This window comes from Paenibacillus sepulcri, assembly GCF_042647105.1.
GTDB classification, from domain to species: domain Bacteria; phylum Bacillota; class Bacilli; order Paenibacillales; family Paenibacillaceae; genus Paenibacillus_Z; species Paenibacillus_Z sepulcri.
Map to the genome: position 1 here is coordinate 6,572,330 of NZ_JBHRUP010000001.1, position 21,220 is coordinate 6,593,549.

At 44.8% G+C, this 21,220-nt stretch carries 10 protein-coding genes and 2 pseudogenes; 9 read left to right on the forward strand and 3 right to left on the reverse strand.

Going from position 1 to position 21,220, the window contains the following annotated elements; all coding sequences use genetic code 11:
* The first annotated feature begins 149 nt into the window (after window positions 1-149).
* On the forward strand, window positions 150-626 hold the full coding sequence (lspA, locus tag ACFOLF_RS28565) for a signal peptidase II (RefSeq protein WP_379112832.1): 477 nt from the start codon (window positions 150-152) through the stop codon (window positions 624-626).
* 150 nt (window positions 627-776) lie between these two features.
* On the opposite strand, the gene fabV is transcribed toward lspA, so the two are convergent.
* Window positions 777-1,967, reverse strand: a complete 1,191-nt coding sequence (gene fabV / locus ACFOLF_RS28570; protein ID WP_210037377.1) for an enoyl-ACP reductase FabV — start codon at window positions 1,965-1,967, stop codon at window positions 777-779.
* Window positions 1,968-2,543: 576 nt separating this feature from the next.
* Here fabV and ACFOLF_RS28575 point away from each other — a divergent pair.
* From ACFOLF_RS28575 to ACFOLF_RS28605, 7 genes and pseudogenes are all read left to right on the forward strand, one after another.
* Window positions 2,544-4,082, forward strand: a complete 1,539-nt coding sequence (locus ACFOLF_RS28575) for a fibronectin type III domain-containing protein (protein ID WP_379112829.1) — start codon at window positions 2,544-2,546, stop codon at window positions 4,080-4,082.
* A gap of 392 nt (window positions 4,083-4,474) precedes the next feature.
* Window positions 4,475-6,943: a fibronectin type III domain-containing protein gene (locus tag ACFOLF_RS28580; protein ID WP_379112826.1), complete on the forward strand. Its 2,469-nt coding sequence runs from the start codon at window positions 4,475-4,477 to the stop codon at window positions 6,941-6,943.
* Between the two features lie 92 nt (window positions 6,944-7,035).
* Entirely contained in the window at window positions 7,036-9,930 is a 2,895-nt protein-coding gene (locus ACFOLF_RS28585) for a glycoside hydrolase family 78 protein (RefSeq protein WP_210037378.1), read from the forward strand.
* Window positions 9,931-9,945: 15 nt separating this feature from the next.
* Window positions 9,946-14,844 (forward strand): RHS repeat-associated core domain-containing protein, encoded by a 4,899-nt coding sequence (locus tag ACFOLF_RS28590; protein ID WP_210037379.1) that lies wholly within the window; start codon window positions 9,946-9,948, stop codon window positions 14,842-14,844.
* Window positions 14,845-14,912: 68 nt separating this feature from the next.
* Complete coding sequence (locus ACFOLF_RS28595) at window positions 14,913-15,035, forward strand: hypothetical protein (protein WP_379112823.1); 123 nt, start codon at window positions 14,913-14,915, stop codon at window positions 15,033-15,035.
* A gap of 430 nt (window positions 15,036-15,465) precedes the next feature.
* Window positions 15,466-16,110: a DUF3885 domain-containing protein gene (locus tag ACFOLF_RS28600; protein WP_210037380.1), complete on the forward strand. Its 645-nt coding sequence runs from the start codon at window positions 15,466-15,468 to the stop codon at window positions 16,108-16,110.
* Window positions 16,111-16,749: 639 nt separating this feature from the next.
* Window positions 16,750-16,866 (forward strand): annotated as a pseudogene (locus tag ACFOLF_RS28605) (IS630 family transposase); the annotation flags it as partial.
* A gap of 154 nt (window positions 16,867-17,020) precedes the next feature.
* On the opposite strand, the pseudogene ACFOLF_RS28610 reads toward ACFOLF_RS28605, so the two are convergent.
* Window positions 17,021-18,115: pseudogene (locus tag ACFOLF_RS28610) on the reverse strand (IS3 family transposase).
* 106 nt (window positions 18,116-18,221) lie between these two features.
* On the opposite strand from ACFOLF_RS28610, the gene ACFOLF_RS28615 reads away from it, so the two are divergent.
* Window positions 18,222-19,331, forward strand: a complete 1,110-nt coding sequence (locus ACFOLF_RS28615; RefSeq protein ID WP_210037381.1) for an outer membrane protein assembly factor BamB family protein — start codon at window positions 18,222-18,224, stop codon at window positions 19,329-19,331.
* A gap of 709 nt (window positions 19,332-20,040) precedes the next feature.
* Here the strand turns inward: ACFOLF_RS28615 and ACFOLF_RS28620 are convergent.
* Window positions 20,041-21,180 carry a GntR family transcriptional regulator gene (locus ACFOLF_RS28620; protein WP_210037382.1) on the reverse strand — a complete coding sequence of 380 codons (1,140 nt, stop codon included), beginning with the start codon at window positions 21,178-21,180 and terminating at the stop codon, window positions 20,041-20,043.
* Window positions 21,181-21,220: the final 40 nt, after the last annotated feature.

Below are 21,220 nucleotides of genomic sequence, written 5' to 3' on the forward strand. Positions count from 1 at the left end.
ATAAGTATCACTGTACTACCGACACTGGCATATCCCATCCAGAGAATGTTATGATATTGTGGATCAGGTAAACAGGCAAATACATAGACACAGCAAAAATTATGATCGTTGAAGATGAGCTTATGACGTATTCAAAAGGAGTGAATGGAGTGTTCCGTTATTATTGTATAGCTGTCGGTGTTATTATCGTGGACCATGTGGTCAAATGGCTTGTATCCATGTATATGACAATCGGACAGCAAATAACCGTTATCCCTGGAGTTTTTGGACTCGCCTCGATACGAAACAAGGGAGCTGCATTCAGCATACTGGAAGGCCAATTGGGATTTTTCATAGCGGTGACTTCCTTGGTTATTATCGGAATCATGATCTATTTGCACAGGGTATACCGGGAGAATCAGTTTCTATCTTATGGATTAGCCCTCGTTCTAGGCGGTGCGTTGGGTAATTATATCGATCGTGTCTTTAAGGGAGAAGTCGTGGATATGCTCCAGGTTCATTTTTTTAATTTCCCTATTTTTAATGTTGCTGATTCCTTGCTGTGCATAGGAGTCGCTATGATTGCGATTGATTCTTTGAGAGCCTCGCGAAAGGACAGAACGGGTATAGTTTCGCCGGAATCTTAAGCGAATTGCTGAAGCGGGGTAATCCACAGATTATCGTGATGTAAACGAAGCTGGGTAACTCAGATTAAAATTGAAATGCAAAAGAAAAGGGGCTTCCGGAAATAATCCGGGAGCCCCTTTTTTAGTATGGAAAGATGAAACCGACCGCTGTTATCGCAGATTCGGGATTTCGACCTCAGGCGAAACATCCGCTTCGTAATCAACCCCGTCCGCTTGAAAGCCGAACAAATGGAAGAACTCCTTCCGGTATCCTTCGAGATCCGACAGCTCATAAATATTATCGGTAGTCAGCTCTTCCCAGATCCTCGCGACCTCCGCCTGCACATCATCGCGCATTTCCCAGTCGTCGATGCGAATGCGTCCAACCTCATCCAGTTCCATTCCGTTCGACGTATAAAGTCTGTCCGCGAACAAGCGATAGGCCTGCTCAATCGTGCCTTCGTGCAGCCCTTTTTCCTTCATCACCTTGTACAAGGCAGAGATATACAGAGGAACTACTGGTATAGCCGAGCTGGATTGGGTAACCAGTGCCTTGCATACGGATACGTAAGCATGTCCGCCCCGTTCGCTGAGCTGCTTGTTGAGGCGGTGACCCGTTGCTTCCAGATCGTCCTTGGCCCGGCCGATAGTGCCTTCCCGGTAGACCGCCTGCGTCAGTTCAGGGCCGATGTAGGAATAAGCAACCGTCGTTGCGCCGTCGGCAAGAGCGCCAGCATCCAGCAGCGCATCCATCCAGAGCTGCCAATCTTCGCCTCCCATAACCGCAACGGTGTTATCGATATCTTCGTCGGTTGCAGGATCAATGGTGATGGAGCTTACCGTGCCATTGTGGAAATTAACCGTTTTGTTCGTGTAGGGCTTGCCGATCGGTTTCAAAGTGGAATTGAACACCTCGCCGGTTTTCGGATGAATCCGTCTGGCCGATGCTACGCTGTAGACCACCAGGTCGACTTGACCCAGCTCCGTGCGGATCACGTCGATGGTTTTAGCTTTGGTCTCATCGGCAAAGGCGTCGCCGGTGACGCTAAAGGACTTGAGGCTGGCTTCCTGCGCGGCCTTCTCGAAGGCTGCCGAGTTGTACCAGCCGGCAGTAGCCGTGCGGTTGTCGGTGGCTGCGCCTTGACGGTAGACACCGACCGTATTGGCTCCACCGCCGAAAGCGGCAACTATGCGGGAGGACAAGCCGTATCCGGTCGAAGCGCCAATGACCAGCACATTCTTGAAGCCGCTCACCGCAGGCTGGGCTTTGACATAATCAATCTGCTGCCTCACCTGGCTCGCACAGCCCACCGGATGAGCCGTTGTACAAATAAATCCCCGTGTTCTCGGTTTAATAATCATTATGTAAATTCCTTTCTTCGATCAGAGTGGATAGTGCATGGGGCGTTAAAAGATGTAAGAGATCATCTTTTATATTTTAATGATTTTTTGGGGAAATGGGAAGCGGGGAATGGGGGGGAATTATATGTTAAGAAAATTATCGTTTCTTCCGTTAGTAGGAGCCATATTTCGACAAGTTAACGCGGTTGAATGAAATAATAGGATACCAAGTAAATATCAAACTCCTTTAAAGGGGAAATGCGAAAATAAAATTAAATTCGACATATAACCACAAAATCAACCGTGGTTTGCTATTTATACGAATCGGAAAGTGTGATATAGTCTAAATGGATTATTTATGTTAGGTATTATTACACATAATGTTCAGTTATTTTATATATTATGTCATATTATATGACTGACAAAAGGTGCTATAGCACGTTTGGAGGGTTGGAAAATTAGGGTCAGGTATTTATAGTTAAAACTTCTGAAACATTGAGGATGGAGAAAAATGAGAAAAAAAGTATTAGCTGTTTGTGCCTTTATGCTTCTATTTAGTTCCGTAATGATTCCTAATACATATGCAGTTTGGAACAATTGGGTGAATCCAAAAAAGTAAATCTCATAAATGGGATATCCACAACGGTTTCGAGCAATATTACCGCTGCAAACAGCATTTCTTCCACGTCCAGGCAATTCGCTAAATATGAAAAAATCCTTAACGGCAAAAAGATCAGAAGAGAAATCATTTCAAAAAGAGAATTAAACGAGAAGCAATTCGTACTGGAAGATGGAAGCTTGGTTGAAGTAGTATCCTCCCACGATATTCATTTTGTTGACTCTCAGGGAAAACTGGCGGAGATCGATCCGAAAATCACCAAAATGGACGTACTCCCGGATAACCAAAGCCAGGCGTTAAAAGCGAATTCGACAGGGAAAATAAAAAAGACGGTACCTTCTTTCAAGACACAATCGCTGCCTTTCAATCTGAGCATTCCTTCTGATTTTGCGGAAGGATATTCAATTGGTTCCGAAGATGCCAGGTTGAAATTTATTCCCGTGGGTGCTGGATCATCCATCGGACAGTGGAATGAAACTGCTCAAACAAAAGTCATGTATACGAATGTTTGGCCAAGCACTAATGTGGAATTGGAGGCGACCGACTGGGGGATAAAAGAAAGCATCATTCTTAAAGATGGAAATGCGCCGACCCGTTTTACATTTGAGGTTATTGGGCAGTTGGACCAAGAACTTAATGGGAAGAAAGCTATATTGCTCCCGGCCTGGCTTAAGGATGCAACCGGTAAAACTCTAGATGTGACCCAGACATTAAGAACCGAGAAGGGTAAGAAGTTTCTTGATGTATCGTTTGATCCCGCTTCTTTATCTTATCCAATTCTTATTGATCCGAGTGTATATGAAGAAGAGGAGGACTTTGAAAATAGCTTCTATTCATTTCCGATAAACCTGGATCCGACAAAAACAGTAAGCAATACAGACATCTATGTTACTGCGCTCTTAAAAATTTACGATTTTCACCTTACTGCCGGGATGATAGAAATTTCAGTGCCAGAAATAGATGATGAGTATCATGCATCTGGAGGCGTAAATTCGTTATCTTTGCCTGATAATAACATCGTTGATTTTTCTTTTGAACTCGGACATCGAAGTAGAGGACTGATTTATGTAATTGTCACCTATTTTGAGGATGATCTTCCGGATACCACTCCTCCAACAACTCCTACTAACTTGGCAGTAATGGATAAGTCTACAACAAGCGTTACATTACAATGGACAGCATCCACTGATAACGAAGGGGTAACAGGATACGATATTTATAAAGGAAACGAGCGGATAGGGAGTTCTACCACCAATACGTATACTGCGACTGGTTTGACCCCAAACACTGCCTATACATTCTCAGTAAAAGCAAAGGATGCGGCAGGAAATACATCGAGTGCAAGTAACGTAATAACCTTAACTACATCTACATTGCCTGTAATTATCCCTTCAATTCCCATTCATTATGTTTACGATAGTTATGGTCGAATCGACTATATCCAACTCTCTTCCGGTCGTATTCTCGATTACCAATACAACAGCAGCGGTAACTTGATTGGAGTCGTCGTTGAGTAGGTGCTTCGTTTAGCGTCTTTACTTAGTCCTCACTCGATAGTTTCAAAGTAAATTGAGTTTTAGTACGAAAAAACATGTGGAGGAATTTATGTACGAAAGTATGAAAAGAAGGTTTGTCGCTATTTCCTTGTGCTTGATCCTGTCTCTACTTTTAATTCCAATAGGCGGGATAAGTGCAAGTGGATTGGAAATAACTTCTGCGGGTGTCGGTTGAACTTTTCGCCTTGATTTACAATAAAACCAATTAATTCGACAAAAAAAGACATTGTGACAATCTTTCCAGTACAATAGTATTGTTTTTATGGAATAAATTACAACTAGAAGGAAAAGGGGTTGAGGCAATTAGGTTTTACCTGTATAAAAACTAGTTACCGAGGGGTTGGAACACACAAGTGATACATAATAAAATTACAAGGTATATCTCATTGATTTTATCGTTTATTGCTCTTTTTGTATCTTTTTCCACACATGGCTATTCAAGAAACGGTGATCCTTTAACTAATGTAACTACCAGCAACAGCTCTGAACTTTCCGTTGGAAACGTACCCGTTAATTTGGCAGCTTCCGATTTGAAACAGTCCAACCAAAAGTCTTCATCCATTAAACCATCCCCCTTAATGAATGTTTTGTCCCCTAGTGATAAGCTAATAGACTATGATAAAAATTTGCTCAGAATGGCTAATCATCTGAAGTCTCTCAGTGATAAAGCCTTTAAAGAAGGCAATGTTTCCTTATCAAAGATGATCGATCATACCTACTATGATCTGCTCATTGAAAATAGTGCTCTTCATAAGGCTAGTGCTGCCGATTTTGATGAGGACGGTTTTGAAGAATTAACGAAGGAATATGAAAATGCTGTTGACCGATACGATAGATCGCTCCAGAATGAAACGAATATTTCTCCTAAGCCACTTTCATCAGTCCTATCGCTTACCTCTTACCCTCAATTGCAATTAGAAGTACCTACTGTAATAGATAATCGCACCTCGGTGAATTATGAGTTTACTCCCAGTGTCAATGGTACCTATCAATTTAACCTGGTCCCCTTTGGTGATGGTGAACTAGATATTGAATTTAGTATAAGTGAAGACTCGTGGTCGAACTTATTAGAGCCAAGCAAATTTTATGAAGATCATAAAGAGACTGTTACCATATATTTAGAGGCAGGCCATACGTATTTGATGGAAATAATAACAGCAATGTCCGATCCCAGATCCACTGTAACCGTTACCAAGAATCCTGCACTAAGTCTTAACAACCCCATTGATCTTTCTTTAGAGGAAGGGCAGAGTGAAGTGTTACAATTCACTCCTCCACGTTCTTTTAACTATGACATTAAAACGATTGGATATGGCGGTTTTGAATCTTTAGGAAGTGAGGTCACGATTAAATTATATGACGATGAAGGTTTAACAAACATTCTGGAGTTTGAGGAACTTAATGTTTCTCATTATTTAACTGCCGGAGTAACTTATTATATTCTGCTCGAACCGATGAGTGAACCACTTCATTTAAGAGTGCAGATATCTGCTTCAGGCAACGCCGATCTTGTCGTTAATGTGCCTACCGATGCTAATTTGTCCGATTCATCTAGCTGGGTAACTGAGTTTCTTCCACAGACGAGCGGTAAATATAAGATTTCGGCTGACTTCTATAACGGAGTTAATACAGGAATATATCCGGATCTCACATTATTTGTATATGCAGAGGGATATCAATTGATTTCATACGGTTATGGTGATGCGGAGCGTGGAGTTTTTCCGTCAGTAGAGGTCAATTTGTCCGGCGGGTCTACATATTTGGTAGAAGTCGAGGGTTACCGTGGAGCTAACGTAAAAGCAAGAGTGATGGCCACTCTGAAGGAAGCTGCCTCCACGGAACTGGTCGAGAAAGTGCCATATGAGCTTAGAACGAATTACCAACCGATTTTGCATTATACATTTACACCTTCATTGTCTGATCCATATGTGTTCTGGACATCTTCTCTGCGAAATGCGGTTCCGGCCGATACCATTGTCGAGGTTTATAGTGATCCAAACTCAACCTTATTGGTGGCGAGTAACGACAATTACAATAATACCGTATTCTCAAAGGTACAAGCTGATTTAACTGCAGGACATAAATATTATATAACTTTAAAAGTAAAAAGTGGTTATGATGCGAGTTTTATGGTTGCTACATTAAAAGAGTCCATAGCGCCATCGAACCTTTCTCTCGTTTCTTTTTCGTCAACCGGCGCAAAATTGATGTGGCATGCTCCGTTAGCGAAAGAGATGATTCAAGAGTATGACATCTATAATGGTACCGAATTAGTTGAGATTGTTCCAAGCAGCATTACAACCTACACCGTATCAGAATACTTACCGAATACAGAATACCATTTTACGGTAAAGGCTAAGGATTCTGAGGGAAATGTTTCTAGCGCGAGTAATACAGTAACGGCAATCTTCGATACCCAAGCGCCGACAGTACCGTCAAATCTGAAGGTGTCGGGCGTGACAGCAACGAGCGTGAATCTGACGTGGACTGCTTCAATAGATAATGTGGGAGTGACGGGCTACGAAATCTATAAAGGCACGACTTTAGTAGGAACCAGCGCATCGAATAACTACACCGTAACGGGTCTAAACGCAAACACATCTTACACATTTACGGTAAAAGCAAAGGATGCTGAAGGAAATGTATCTGGTGCAAGTAACGTAATAACCGTAACTACATTGCCTTTATTTATCCCTTCAATTCCCATTCATTATGTTTACGATAGTTATGGTCGAATCGACTATATTCAAATCTCCTCCGGCCGTATTCTCGATTACCAATATGACAGCAGCGGAAACTTGATCGGAGTCATCGTTGAGTAGGTGCGTCGGTTAGCATGTTTGCTTTGTCCTCACCCGGTAGTTTCAAAGTAAATTGAGTTTAAGTATGAAAAAACATGTGGAGGAATTTGTGTATGAAGAATATAAAAAGAAGGTTTGTCCCTATTTCCTTGTGCTTAATCCTGTCTTTACTTTTAACTCCAATAAGCGGGATCAATGCAAGTGGCTTGGAAATAACTCCTGCGGGTGGCACGCCAGATACGTCGGTTGAACGGGAACCAAATGAACCGGATATCAACTTCAATGGACTTCCAGAATCGAGTCTATCCACTCAAGCTGGCGGGGCTGTAGATTCAAAGTCCTTTGTTACGAAAGTCTCTGTCCCGACAGATATAATGGCAAGAGCATCAAAGGCAGGGAAATCGGTGGTAGGAGAGGCTGTGAATCGCAGAAATGCAAATAGCAGACATTACCAACTTTCAGACGGCTCTTATATGGCTGAAATTTCGATGAGTGATCAAAATTTCTTGGATGCATCAGGTAACTGGCAACCGATAAATACCAATTTGGTAGATGAAGCGAATTTGGATCTTATAAATATACCGATTTCTCATGAAGCAGCCGCGAGTATCAATCAAATTGTCACAAGCAACAAGCAGCTTCGAGAAACTAACAAAATAAACAACATGCAGAGTTATTACAGAGCTCCTCAAGTTCCCTTTGATGTAAAATTACCGAAGAAATTCGACAATGGATATTCGATTGGGAAAGGCTCTGAACAATTATCGTTTAAACCGCTCCATGCAAACTCCGTAATCGGAGCCGTTTATGGTAATAAAATCGAATACCCAAATGCTTGGGAATATACTGATTTGCAATTGGAAGTAAAGAATAGCGGCATTAAAGAAACCATTATCTTGAAAAATAATCAGGCTCCGACAACGTTTCAATTTCAACTAAATAGCGATATTCGAAATTCCCGGAACTTTGAATTGCTGCCCGCATGGCTCATCGATGCCAATGGGACGAAAAGGGATGTCGCTCAGACCCTTAATGAATCGGATGGCCATCTATTCGTTCAGCTTGATGTTGATACAACGGGATTACAATTTCCTGTTTTCGTCGATCCGACTGTTATGACGGTCACATCATCGCAGGATGCTTCCTGTGATGAATACGGTTGTGACAGTGGCAATTCTTCCTATGACGCAAATGATTATTTTACAATAGGATCATGGAGCTCCTCGTATAATAGTTATACGGTTCATGATGGTTATTTTCAGTATGACCTATCCTCCATTCCGCTTCACAGTTCAATTAGCAGTGCCGTTATGGGACTTTATATTTTTTCAGGCTATACCACTATTTCAGCGTCTGGAGTAGTATACAGGCTCACATCTAATTGGAATGAAAATACGATTCAGCCTTCATCAATTCCTTCGCATGATCCGACATCTATTCCAACAAACACAGGACCTTATGGAGTGGAAAACTCTTGGGAACGTCCGGGCTGGATGAATACGGATATCACGTCTTTCGCTCAGCTTTGGGCGGACGGAACGCCTAATTATGGTGTAGTGGTACAAGTCGGAGGATTACAAACGGGTAAGAATATCTACAGCCATGAGTATTCCGTTACCGAATATCAACCTAAAATAACCATTACATACAACAGTCCGCCCATTCTGGCGCCTGCTGTGACATCGCCCAATGGCGGCGAGACGATCGATTCATCGTACAATATAACCTGGAATGCAGCCGTTGATCCTGATAATACACAAAACACACTGAGATATCATATTCAACTGTCCACGGATGGAGGAAATAATTGGGCGGATATCGCCCCTTTGACTGATGCAGGAATGACAAGTTATTCCTATAATTTTAGCTCTGCACCACAATCCACGAATGCCTTCATTCGGATCCGAGCTTACGATGGCTCACTCTATGGACCGTGGGATCAGTCTAATGCCGTATTCGCCATCAAGCATAATCATGCTCCAAACGCCCCGACAGCGCTCAGTCCGGGCTCTACTTCATCGTCAACACCATCCGTGACGTTAACGAACCCCATACTAAATTGGACGTTTACCGATCCTGATGCAGGGAATACGCAATCCGCATATGAGGTCCAAATTTATAGCGGAACCACCTTAATTCGCGATTCAGGATGGGTGACTTCGTCTGTCAGTTCGTATACCGTGCCTGCTCCAGCACTGACTCGAGGTACGACCTACTATTGGAAAGTTAGCACGCAAGACAACAAAGGAACAGTTTCCTCATTTTCCGTTCCGTATTATTTTAGAATCAACACTCTGCCCGTAGCGACGGTTACCTCTTACACCAATGGTCAGCAAATGACGGGCAATATCCTTCAGCTTACATGGACGTATTCCGACGCTAACAGTCAGGTACAGACCAAATACCAGATACAAGGCACTCAGGACAACTGGGCTACCGTAGCATATGATTCAGGTCTATTATCCGGAAGCGCGACCTCATTCACGACTCCGGCACTGGCCAATGGGACCTGGAGCTTCAAGGTGTTGACGTTTGATGGGATGGAATGGTCATCTCCGGCTTACCGTAACAATTTGGTGCTCCCGAACACGTTTGAACCAAACGATTCGTTTGTGGATGCATTCCCAATTAACTACAATCAAACCTACACATCGCTTATCAGTTTAGCTACCGATTTGGATTTTTATAAATATACACCTACGAAGAGTGGAGCAAACCGGATCATGCTGAATGCACCAGCAGGTTTGAATTACGATATTTTTGTTTTCGATTCCGCCTACAACCTGGTATCAAGTGGAATTCGGGCAGCTGGTCTTCAAGAAAACCAGCTGTTTGATGTAACTGCGGGGCAAACCTACTATTTTTTAATTTCAGGTACTGATGGAAGTAAGAGCACTTCGGCTCCTTACTCGTTTATATTGTCTCCATACAACCAGCAGACGCAAACGATCTATCAGTATGACAGCAACGGCAATATCACATCCAAAACAACGACTATCACCAATTAAGGAGGCCTACGGTTCTTGAACAGAAACTATTGCCGAAGCATGCTATCGCTGTTACTGATCGTTTCCCTGTTAATGGCGGCCCTTCCCATATCCGCCAATCAGGCGCTTGCCGCTACGGACAGCGCAACCATACAAGCGCCGCAAAGCACGACTATCACTGATGCGCGCAGAACTGCCATTTCCAAAAGCTTCAACCTGACCGATGGCGAGCTTCAGGCGATATTGGACCAGGGCTACACGCTCGAAGAGGCGGAAAAGGCGCTGACTATCCTTAAGAATACCGGAAAAACACTCGCCGAGGCATTGGACGAAGTACATCCTCGGACGGTCAACAACGCAAAGGAAGCCAAAAGCATCGTGACCAGCGAACTTGGGGATGCCGATTACAGATCCGCTTCCCAATTTCAAACCCTGGACTTGCCGGATTATAGTTATGTTAATACGAAACCGGACGAAGCGCCGTTCACGGTGCAGCTTGATCAGGAGACCATCTCGACCCTATCCGGCGGATTGTCGCTTCATGCCGCTGATCTGTCCTTGCCGGGCCGTAATGGCCTCGGCTTCACGTTGTCCCGCACTTACGACAGCGGCGCTTCCCAGTTTAACCAGTTGGCCATTATCGGAGGGATAAACAGCACAGAAAAGCCGTTGGATGAGAAGCTGTTTCCAATCGGCAAAGGCTGGAGCTGGGATATTTCCTTTATCGAAGATATCGGTACCGACAAATTTATGCACTTAAGCGGATCAGGCGTGTTTAAAATCAATCTGTCCAGCGATACTAACAGCCGGCTGATCGGCTACCCGTGGAAAGACCTGTCCTTGACGGAAGACACGAGCGTCACCGTGAACGATTCGACTTCGGCTTATCTCATGAAATCGATTCAGGGCACGAAGCAGTACTTTAATGCGCAAGGTCAACTGATTCAAATCGCAGACGCCTACAGCAATACGATCAATTTCACGTACACAAGCCACGCCGTCTATGGTTCGGTGCTGAGCTCCATTACGGATGCGATCGGCAATTCCATCACCATTGCCTACGCCCCCGTATCCGTCGTGTTGACGAAGGGCAACCAGACTGTCACGTACTATAAATCGGCACAAAACGGCAAAGAGCTGCTGAGCCAGGTGGTCGACCCGATCGGCCGCGCCACCACGTACAATTACAATTTGTCACCCGCACAGTTCAATCTGCTCGGAACGACGCCCAACGTATCCAATCCGTATGCGCTGCTGACGGGTGTCATTTATCCGACAGGTGTCAGCGCAGTCTATACGTACGAGACCAGTCCGGTGATTCGATACATCGGCGAGAATGCAGTCAATCAGGTGTACCGTATCCAATCCCGTGAGAACCCGAATCCGGATGCGCCAACAGCACCGAACAATCACAAGGATATTACGTATCCCTCGGGAGATGTCGGGAGCGCCTACCATACAGACCTCACCTTCTCCGCGGCGGTAAACGACAGGCTTACCCAGACGACCTTCACCAACGAGAAGGATTCTATCGACGCTGATAACTCCGTCTACTACAACACGCGAATCGTGTCCGCGGCCGTAAGCGGCGGCAAGACGTATACGAAACAGACGGACTACCTTTACGATCGCGCGAGAAGGTGGCCGGTGCCGGTCACCACAAGCGACACCGATTCCGTATCGGGAAGCTCGGCAACCCGGGTCACCACGACGTCGAACAACTATGATGATTACGGCAATATCACAACCTCAACCGATGCGCTCGGAAATCAGACGGCGTACACGTTCGATGGTACGACCCATCTGCTGGCAACCAGTGCGACGCAGGTGAACGGGGCGGGGCAATGGCAATATACGCAGTACACGCGCAGCGCGCAGGGTACGGTCACCAAGGTTCAAGTCTTCAGTGGAACCTCTACCGGACAGTCTGGATCCGCCTTGCAGGAGACAGACTATGAAAATATCGATCCGACGACCGGGAATGTCGGCCAGATTCGCACGAAGAACAACAGCAGTTACGGCGATATGGTGACGGCAGTCCAATATTCGACGGATTATCAACAAGGTTTTCCGACTGCAACATCGACCACTATTCATGATGTAGATGGTGTTGCCTCTACACTAAGCGGCAGTTATGCATACGATCCGTCCAATGGCACACTTCTTCGGGCTCTGGACGGTAGGGGCAATCTCACGACTTACACCTACGATGCACTTGGACGGGTGACCAAAGCCCTGCATCAATCGGATGGCTCTGCGGCGACGGTGACGTACAACGACTATCTGAACCAACTGACGACGACCGATGAGACAGGCGTATCTACTATGATCCGATACAACTCGCTCGGGTGGAAGACCGACGAGGGGATTCTAGAGGACGGAACCTACAAGGCCAAAGCCAAATACGGCTACGACACCAATGGGCGGATAAAGTGGACGGAGGATGCTCTGGGAAATCGGACAACCTTCGGCTACGACCAATGGAGCCGCCAAAGCACAGTGGCTTATGCGGATGATCCAACCAGCCTAAAACCGGCAATCTCTATATATGACGATATCGAAGCGTCGCTAACCACCATCGATCCGGAAGGCTATAAGCTCAAAGAGTATTATGACAAGTTAGGAAGGACTGTACGCAAAGAGGAGACCAAGAAAGACAAACCGACGCAAACGCTGGCTCAGTATACCTATGATAACATCGGTAATATGCTGACGACGACCGATGGATTGACACCGGCGCATACGTCTACTTATGCCTACGATGCGCTCGGTCAATTGGGCAGCGTTTCCTCCACTGTAAATGGTACCGTGCAGGTGACCTCTTACCGTTATGACATGATGGGCAATCTGACGCAGATTCTCTTTCCGGACAACAAAACGACCGTGAAGAAATATGACGAGGCCGGGCGTCTCATTCAGAATACGGAAGCGGCGGTCAGCGGGAAGAACAATGTCGAGAACTATTATTATGATAATAACGGCAACCAGACGAAGCTGGTAGACCGCAATGGAACCCGGTTCAAGTATACCTTCGATGGCCGCAATTTCCTGCAGAAAAAAGAGATTGTCGATGCGGGCTGGAATCCCATACCGGGAGAAGAAGCCATCTCCTTCACCTATGATTTGGCCGGTCGGCGTCTCAGTATGACGGACATCACAGGCACGACCGATTACGGTTACAATCCGTCCACGGGAGCCGGAACTAGCGTTACCTTTCCTGACGACAAAGTCATGACCTATGATTACAACGCCAACGGCAATCGTGCGATGATGAAGGATCCGTTCGGAGCGAACACGTACTACCATTACGATGTACGCAACCGGTTGGATACGGTGGGACCTTCGAATAATTTTGTGAACGACTACGAGGCCAAGTATCAATATTTCAACAATGACCTGCTCAAGCAGATCACCCAGCGAAACGGCGTCACCTCTGTTTATTCGTATGACGGCATGCAAGTTGGCGGACTGACGCAGAAGAAAGCGGACGGTTCGGTGCTGAACAACACCAGTTACACGTATGACACGAATGGCAATGAGCTTACCCGTACGGAGAACAGCGGCACACCCGACAGCTTTACGTATGACGAGTTGAACCGGCTCTCGACCTCGACACAGTTCAACGAAACCTACACGTACGATAGCCGCGGCAATCGCCAAAGTTTGACGACGAGCCAGCCGTTTGATCGTCCGGACGAAACAACCGCGTATGACAAGCGGGATCGGCTGACGAGCGTGACGAAGACAAGCGGCGGCAGCGTGACGTATACGTACAATGGTGACGGGCAGTTGTGGGAACGGACCGAGAACGGAAAGACGACCCGGTATTATTGGGACGGCGACCAGATCATCGCTGATGCCAGCGTGACCAGCGGTGTGGAGACGCTAGAAGGGCGGTATATTCGCGGCAAGGGATTGATTGCCCGCGAGGATAGCCAAGGCAAAGCGTATTACGTACAGAACGGTCATGGCGACATCGTGAATCTGATGGACAAGACCGGATTGACGAAGCTGAATACGTATCGTTATGATAGCTTTGGAAACATCGCATCCGAGAGTGAAACCATTCCGCAGATGTTCCAATATTCGGGCGAGATGCAGGATAGCACGACTGGCCTACAGTATTTGCGGGCTCGGTGGTATGATCCCAGCATTGGGCGGTTTATTGGGGAGGATACGGTTGAAGGGCAAATAACGAACCCGCTGAGTTTGAATCTTTATACGTATGTGCAGAATAATCCACTAATATATACAGATCCAACGGGACATTATTGTGTTTCTGCTAATGGGAAAGATGCACATGCGGGGACTTGTAGTTCAAGTTCATCATATTACTTAGGGGGTGACAAAAACTACAAAGGTTCTCCAATTATTGATAAAGGTATTCTTGCTGCACTAGTTGGAGTTTCTGGTTCAGCAAGTCAATACGCAGGTCAAAATATCCCAATGACCTATAATCTTTCCAATGAGAGAAAAGCAGAGATCCACCAACAAGAAGCTGCTGAGAAACTTAGAGCACAGGCGTTGCTGAAAAATATCGATAAACTGGATAAGTTTGCACAGGATATATCTGGAGCGAGTACTATAAAGTCGCTTGCTTCTGGTGATCCAGAGGAAACATATACGGCAGCACTATCCTTGGTAGGTCCTCTCGGCGCTATGGGAAGAAATTCAACAACTAAATGGGAAATAAAAAATAATGCAAGAGCTAAATTATCTTATAATTTTCATGGTAGTCGGGTTACCGCGTATCAAGACAATACTGAATTAGGATATTGGTGGGCAAAAGATATTACTGGACATGGAAATTCGGCATTTAAGGTGTTTGAAAAAAGTGGTAATGAATTACATTGGGTCTCTGATGCTGATGAGTATGGAAATTTTATAGAGAATAAACATAAAAGTGATGCTGGTAAAGTAATCAAGTTGAAATAAATGAGAATGAAATATTAATGGTGTTGGTTCCAGAAGAGACTTGCATACTTGGTCGGGTCGTCTTTATCATGAAGGCGACGGACCCTCTATTGCGGAATGCCAGCGACGATGATGGAGCTGATGCCATTGACAGACTTCTGGCGATCTCCTTGTCCGGCGGAAGTAAGGAAGAAGCGATCTTCTTGAGATAGGCGGTGATCTCTTCAGGCTTGATAAATCGGTTTTGCCCTTTTTCTTGCAAGAAGCTGGTCAGTTCTTCACGGATACGATTTGTTCAGGCCTAGCTAATGAATGAAGGCCAGAGAGGTGCTTCTGAACGTTTACTGTGCTCCCTCATTTGAGGTGAAACGGGTAGAGGATAAGGTGCAAATAACAAGAGTGAAGGAGCCGGAGCTCATCTACAACAGCTATCCCGTTCTCTTAAAACTCCGGCGTTTTAATGAGAATCAGATGGAAGCAAATCGTTGAAAGAACCTGCTCCGACTTCCTTTTCTCGCTCTTAGGTGTTCGGCTGTGACAGTCGCTCGAAAACTGCTGGAAGGTCACATCGTTTCATTGGAGCCACCCTGTGTAACTGGACAAAGAACCAACTGAACTTACGAATATATGAGGAGAGAGAATATGAAACAAAAAGAATCTATTGACTTATACTTGGAGGAACATTTTCCTAATCTGGTATTAAAAAGTCCATTATTCTATAATGCTCAATATTCAATTAGGTTTGAGCTTGGTGGGGGAAAGGAAATATCAAAAGGTAGGGAAGAACAAGTGTATCATCGGGCTAAAACTATTTTTAATTCAATTAACAGCCCTCATAACGATATTTTCCTAATAATATTTGTTGATTGCTGGGAAGAACACCCAGAGCGTTTGTTTAATGAGAGTATATATAATATGTTTAAAAACTACATACCCTCTCAAAAATTAGAAATCAGTAGAACTAAACATGAATATAGATATATAGAACCTGATGACATTGACAACACAACAATTACATATAGATATTGTGTAAAAACTGAGGTAAGTAATATAGAAAGTGAAAATTTTTTAATAGCACTATCGAATCAAGGGATGGGTCTAACACCAACTATTATTGGAGATGTATATTTTATAAATACAATAAATAACACTATCTATCATCTCTATGATGATAGGGGACTAGATATTGTTGCTGAAAAACTCGAAGTGTTGAAAGAGCTTTATAAAAAGTTCAACGAATGGATACTTGAATTTGATAGGCCAAGGATTAATGAAATGTTTACCTGAGACAAAAAAATGTGAGTATATATTCACTCTAACTAGCAGAGCATTTTAGAAGTTCGTACTGATCAAAAAAATCTGCCCTACTGATCGGTGAGGGCAAGGGAAATTGATCTATGAGCGTATGAACCAATCTTTGACGAGTAGCAATAAAGGGGGGCGGTTCCCACGTTCCCCCTTGCTAAGCCCAAAAGTCTGAGCATCCCATACATTTAAACGAGCTTGATTCACGTGTTCGCCGTCTGCCGTAAAAACAGGATCAAGTGCTGTCCGTGCGGACGTACCTGTATGTGGGAAAACCCGCTGGCTTTCAGCAAGTCTTCGACTTCATCGCCAATCGCTTCGAGTATCCTCTTGTCCGTGGGTTACATTCCCTCCTGATTTGGAATCGGGTAGCCGCGGAAGGTCCAGTTGAACGGATGTCAGTCTTGTCGGTTCCATCGCTGGATAAAAGCAATCACTTTTCGCCGAAGATCGGTTTTGGACATAAAGCTGTTGTGGCGCAAACATCGCTTGTACAGGATCGAAAAGAAGAGTTTCACTTGGTTCACCCATGAGGCATGCAAGTGTCGCCGATCCGCTCCTATCAGGCTCTGCAGTACAACTGGTTTCCACGGCAAACATGAAGGAGCTAAGTTATTGGCAGTGATCAATTATGAGACAGGACGAGAGCATCACCGGGAAGAAGAAAAAGCGAATGTCGCGGCCTGGTTTCGTTTTTTGAATGATCTGCTTGCCGCCTATCCGAGCGGGAAGATTGCGATGATCCTGGATAACAGTCGGATTCACCATGCGACGGAATCTGCAGCCTTTTTTGAAGGAGCTTCCTCGATTATATCTTGTGTTTGTGCCATCCGACAGCCCTCAGTTGAATCTAGTCGAAGGATTGGATTGTCAACACAAAACTGGACAACATTTATGAGGTCAGTCGTCGAGCTTCAACCGGTGCCAGATAACCTAAAGTGCCGTGTATTCGGTGGGTAGTTATACCAGTTGACGTAATCACTGAGTTCCAGTGCCAATTGCTCCGAGTGTAGAAAATGAATATGGTTAGCGAACTCCGTTTTAAAGATCTTAAACATGGCTTCTGCACCTGCATTGCCATAAGGACAACCTTTCTTGCTTAGGGAGCGTTGGATGCCGAAGGCTGTTAGCGCCTCAGATATAAGCTTGTTATCAAATTCCCTGCCTCTGTCCGTGTGGAACATCTGGATGCGATCCAAACGCACGGAAATGCTCGCAATGGCCTTGTACACCAGCGCCGCTGTCTTTCTGGGACCGCTGCTAAAGCCGATGATTTCACGATTAAACAGATCGACAAACAGGCGTACATAATGCCATTGGCCAGCAACGCGTACATACGTAAGATCGCTCACCACGGGCGGCTACGGTTCGTCCTGCTGGTTTTCCGTCTTAGACGCGTTAGAATCGGCTATACACGGTTTGAATTGGGCAACGGTGTAATTGGAGACCAGACCGTGTTTCTTCATGATCTGACCAATCTTTCGGCGTGAGACCTGAATCGATTCTTTCTGTAACTCCACTTTTATTTTGCGCGTTCCGTAGTTATTTCGACTGGTAGTGAAGATCTTGTGGACGGCATTCTCCAGGTGTTGTTCCACTTCATTTGTTGTAGTCTCAGGCTTGAAATAATAGGAACTTCTCGAAATTTGTAGGACGCTGCACATTGCTGATACCGAGTATTTGTGAGCATTATTTCGAATCACATTACCTTTCGTCCCATAATCAGCGCGGCTTGCTTTAAAATGTCATTCTCCATCTTAAGCCGCTGGTTTTCTTTACGCAGGGCCAGGAGCTCGTTATCCTCGGGAGACCGGTTTGCTTTCTCAGAAAACGATCCAGAGCGTTGACCTTGTAGGATCCAGCGGTCTAGCGCTGATGCGGTTAAGTCGTATTCCCGAACGATGTCTCCTCGTAATTTACCGCCCTCGTACAGCTGAACCATCTGACTCTTAAATTCAGGTGTAAACTTGCGTCTAGCTTGGGGCATCGTAGTTTCGCTCCTTATCTGTTGCGCTCATTCTACTCGCCCTCAACTTTTCTGTCCAACTTACTGTAGCCGATCCAGTACCCGTTAAATAAGGAAGGAGGATAAAATGACTCATAATTTGTCTTCACCTATTCTGTCGAGAAATTTTGATTGGTCCAAACAACTTAAATATGAGGGTCCACAAAAAATTAAAGAAAAAAGATGGAAGGTGCAATTTCCGAATACGTTATCCATTTCAAAACCGGTAATTGATGACAGGAACACTATTATTTTTGGAACGAATTCTGGCGACATGATATGGGTAGATCCTGATGGACACGTTATAAGGACAAGAAGTTACGGTGACGGAGTGATGTCAAGTTCAATGATCAATGATGATGGCAACCTGTTAGTAGCATTGAGTAGTGGAAATCAAGATAACCATTTGATGGAACTAAGTCCAACCGGAGAAATATTGTGGAAATGCCCGATTGATTCTTCTTTTCGGTTTGAGCCTGTGCTCAATAACAATGGTCAATTATATGGAGCCACAAGAAATGAATTAATTAAATTTGATAGTAGGGGTCACGTTTTATGGAGATTCGCTTGTCTCAATATAAGTTGTTGCCCAATTTTGGATTTACAAGGCAATGTGCATTTTACCAGCCGATCGGATAACGGGGTCTATATCTCGCTATCAGAAGACGGGTTGCTTCGTTGGAAAAAGGAAATGGGGAAATGCTTTATAGATCATGCACCAATAATAGATAGCCATGGTAATATTTATATGCTCATTGCCGATAGCGAAAGCTTGCATTCCCTGTACTCGTTTGATTCCGAAGGTAACACCAATTGGGTCTATGCTCTTCAGGATCGAGGGATCATTAGTTCCCCAGCACTTAGCGATACAGGGTGTATAGTTATGGGTACGACATATTTTAAGCTAATCTCCCTCAACTTGGATGGCCAACTCATATGGGAATCGGACTTAGGTCATACCACGCAGTTTACACCGATACTTGATCGGCAGAGTAATATTTACTTGTATACGTATGAAAAAAAACGAAAGACCTCTTCCCATCTATGGAGACTGAACGATCAAGGGAACGTTTGCTGGAAGCACAAGATGGACAACGCAATACAATGGTTCTCTTTTAACCAGGAAAATGGATTCTTGACTTTAAGTGTAGATTCGGATACTTTTTTATTGGAACTTACATCCTATGCATACGAATAAGGTAGTTTTAGCCACATGCGAGTGTAACAACTCCATGTGGTTTGTTTATAGTTAACATCTTATCAGCATATATTTTCACCTAAATTATCCCATACGTGTTCAATGTCGATAATATGAAATTGGGAAGTTAATAAAAACCATGGAGACGGCGATAAATAGAAATAAAAGCAATCGCTAATTGAATTATTAAACCATTTTGTAGAAATAACACATCAAAAAGCCCTAGAGTGGTTTGAGCACCATAAACCTGAAGCGAAGAAAATTATTATAGATTTCCCTCAAATTTTGAATAAGGAATTCAAAGAAGAGGCAACTCTGTTTTTAATGAAAAATAAGCTTGAATTAACGATTTATTTCTTGCGAATTTGTTAAAATCAGAAAAAAGCGTTGACTTTATAAGAATGTCGACTTTTATCTTTGGGGAAGTATTTAGAGTTAATTTAGGCGGAAAATGGATTCTATCTGATGATAATATTCCTTTTATTGATCATTTAGGCGACATAAATAACTTTAAGGTTCATCCATATAATTATATTTGTAATTATATTGATGATTACGAACATCGTAATTTGATTGATTATTATAATGTTAAAGCGAGTACAGTACACAGTATTAAATCTGTATAAGCCGCCACTAATATAAGGGGAAAAACACAAAACAAGCCCCAAGAACCAGCTTTAATGGTTCTTGGGGCTTCCCATTCCCGCTCCTAATCATTGCTGTCCATTACCAGAACCCCTGGCTTCGCGGTCGAGTCCCTAATGACCAGCTTCGGCGGGAAGAACAGCTTCTGCGTATGCTGTTCGGGATTCTCCATGACGGAGATGAGCAGCTTGGCGGCTTCCTGGCCGAGCACATTTTCTTCCTGGCTGATGAAGGTCGGCCTGACGCTGTGGAATTCGGAGAGCTCGAAGTCGTCGAAGAAAATAAGGGATAAGTCCTGCGGAATGCGGATGCCCATCTCGGAGGCAAGCTTGATAACCTGCAGGCCAATACCAGGATTGATCGCGAAAATGGCCGTTATTTCGGGATTCCGGTCCAGGAATGACCTGATTTTCTTGATAATCGGTATAGGCTCTCCGAGCTCGATGTCGACATACCGGTAACGGTGGTCGATGGGGATATTGTGCTCCGCCAGTGCTCTCTCGTAGCCGGTCAAGCGGTCCTCAACGCTGCTCGTGCCGGCAATGGTCGTGGATAGAAAGCCGATATTGCGGTGGCCAAGACAGATCAGATGGTTGACGCCGTCCTGGGCCCCCTTGATATTATCCGGGCACACGCAGTTCGTGTCGATCCCCCGCAAATATCGATCCATGACGACAAGCGGGAACGAATCCAGGGTAAGCTGCAAAATTTCCCGATTATACGACTCGCCGTCGACAGGATACACGATCATGCCGGCTACATCACGCTCGACCATCTCCCGGATGATGCGTTCTTCCTTCTCGACGGAATTCTCCGTATTGCAAAGCAGCAGGGAATATCCCGCCCGCGAGAGGATATGCTCGGCACCATTTAGTAACAGCGCGTTATGCTGGTTGTTGATGAAAGGAAGCAGCAGCGCCACTGATCTCTTCTCCGAAAAGCGAACAGCCACCTTATCCGCAGCGGCTTCTGCGTCCGGCTCGGATACGAACGTGCCCTTCCCCTGCACCCGGTAAATGACACCCTGCTCGACCAAATCGGACATCGCCTTCTTAACGGTGATCCGGCTTACGGAGAACTGCTTGGTCAGTTCATTCTCCGACGGAAGCCTGTCATGGGTCTTCCAATGCCCCTCCTGAATCTCCGATAACAGATGCTGCTTGATCTGCTCGTAGAGCGATAAATGTTGAACGGTTTTCTCCATTTTGTAACCTCATGTCATATTTTGCTTGTTATATACCATC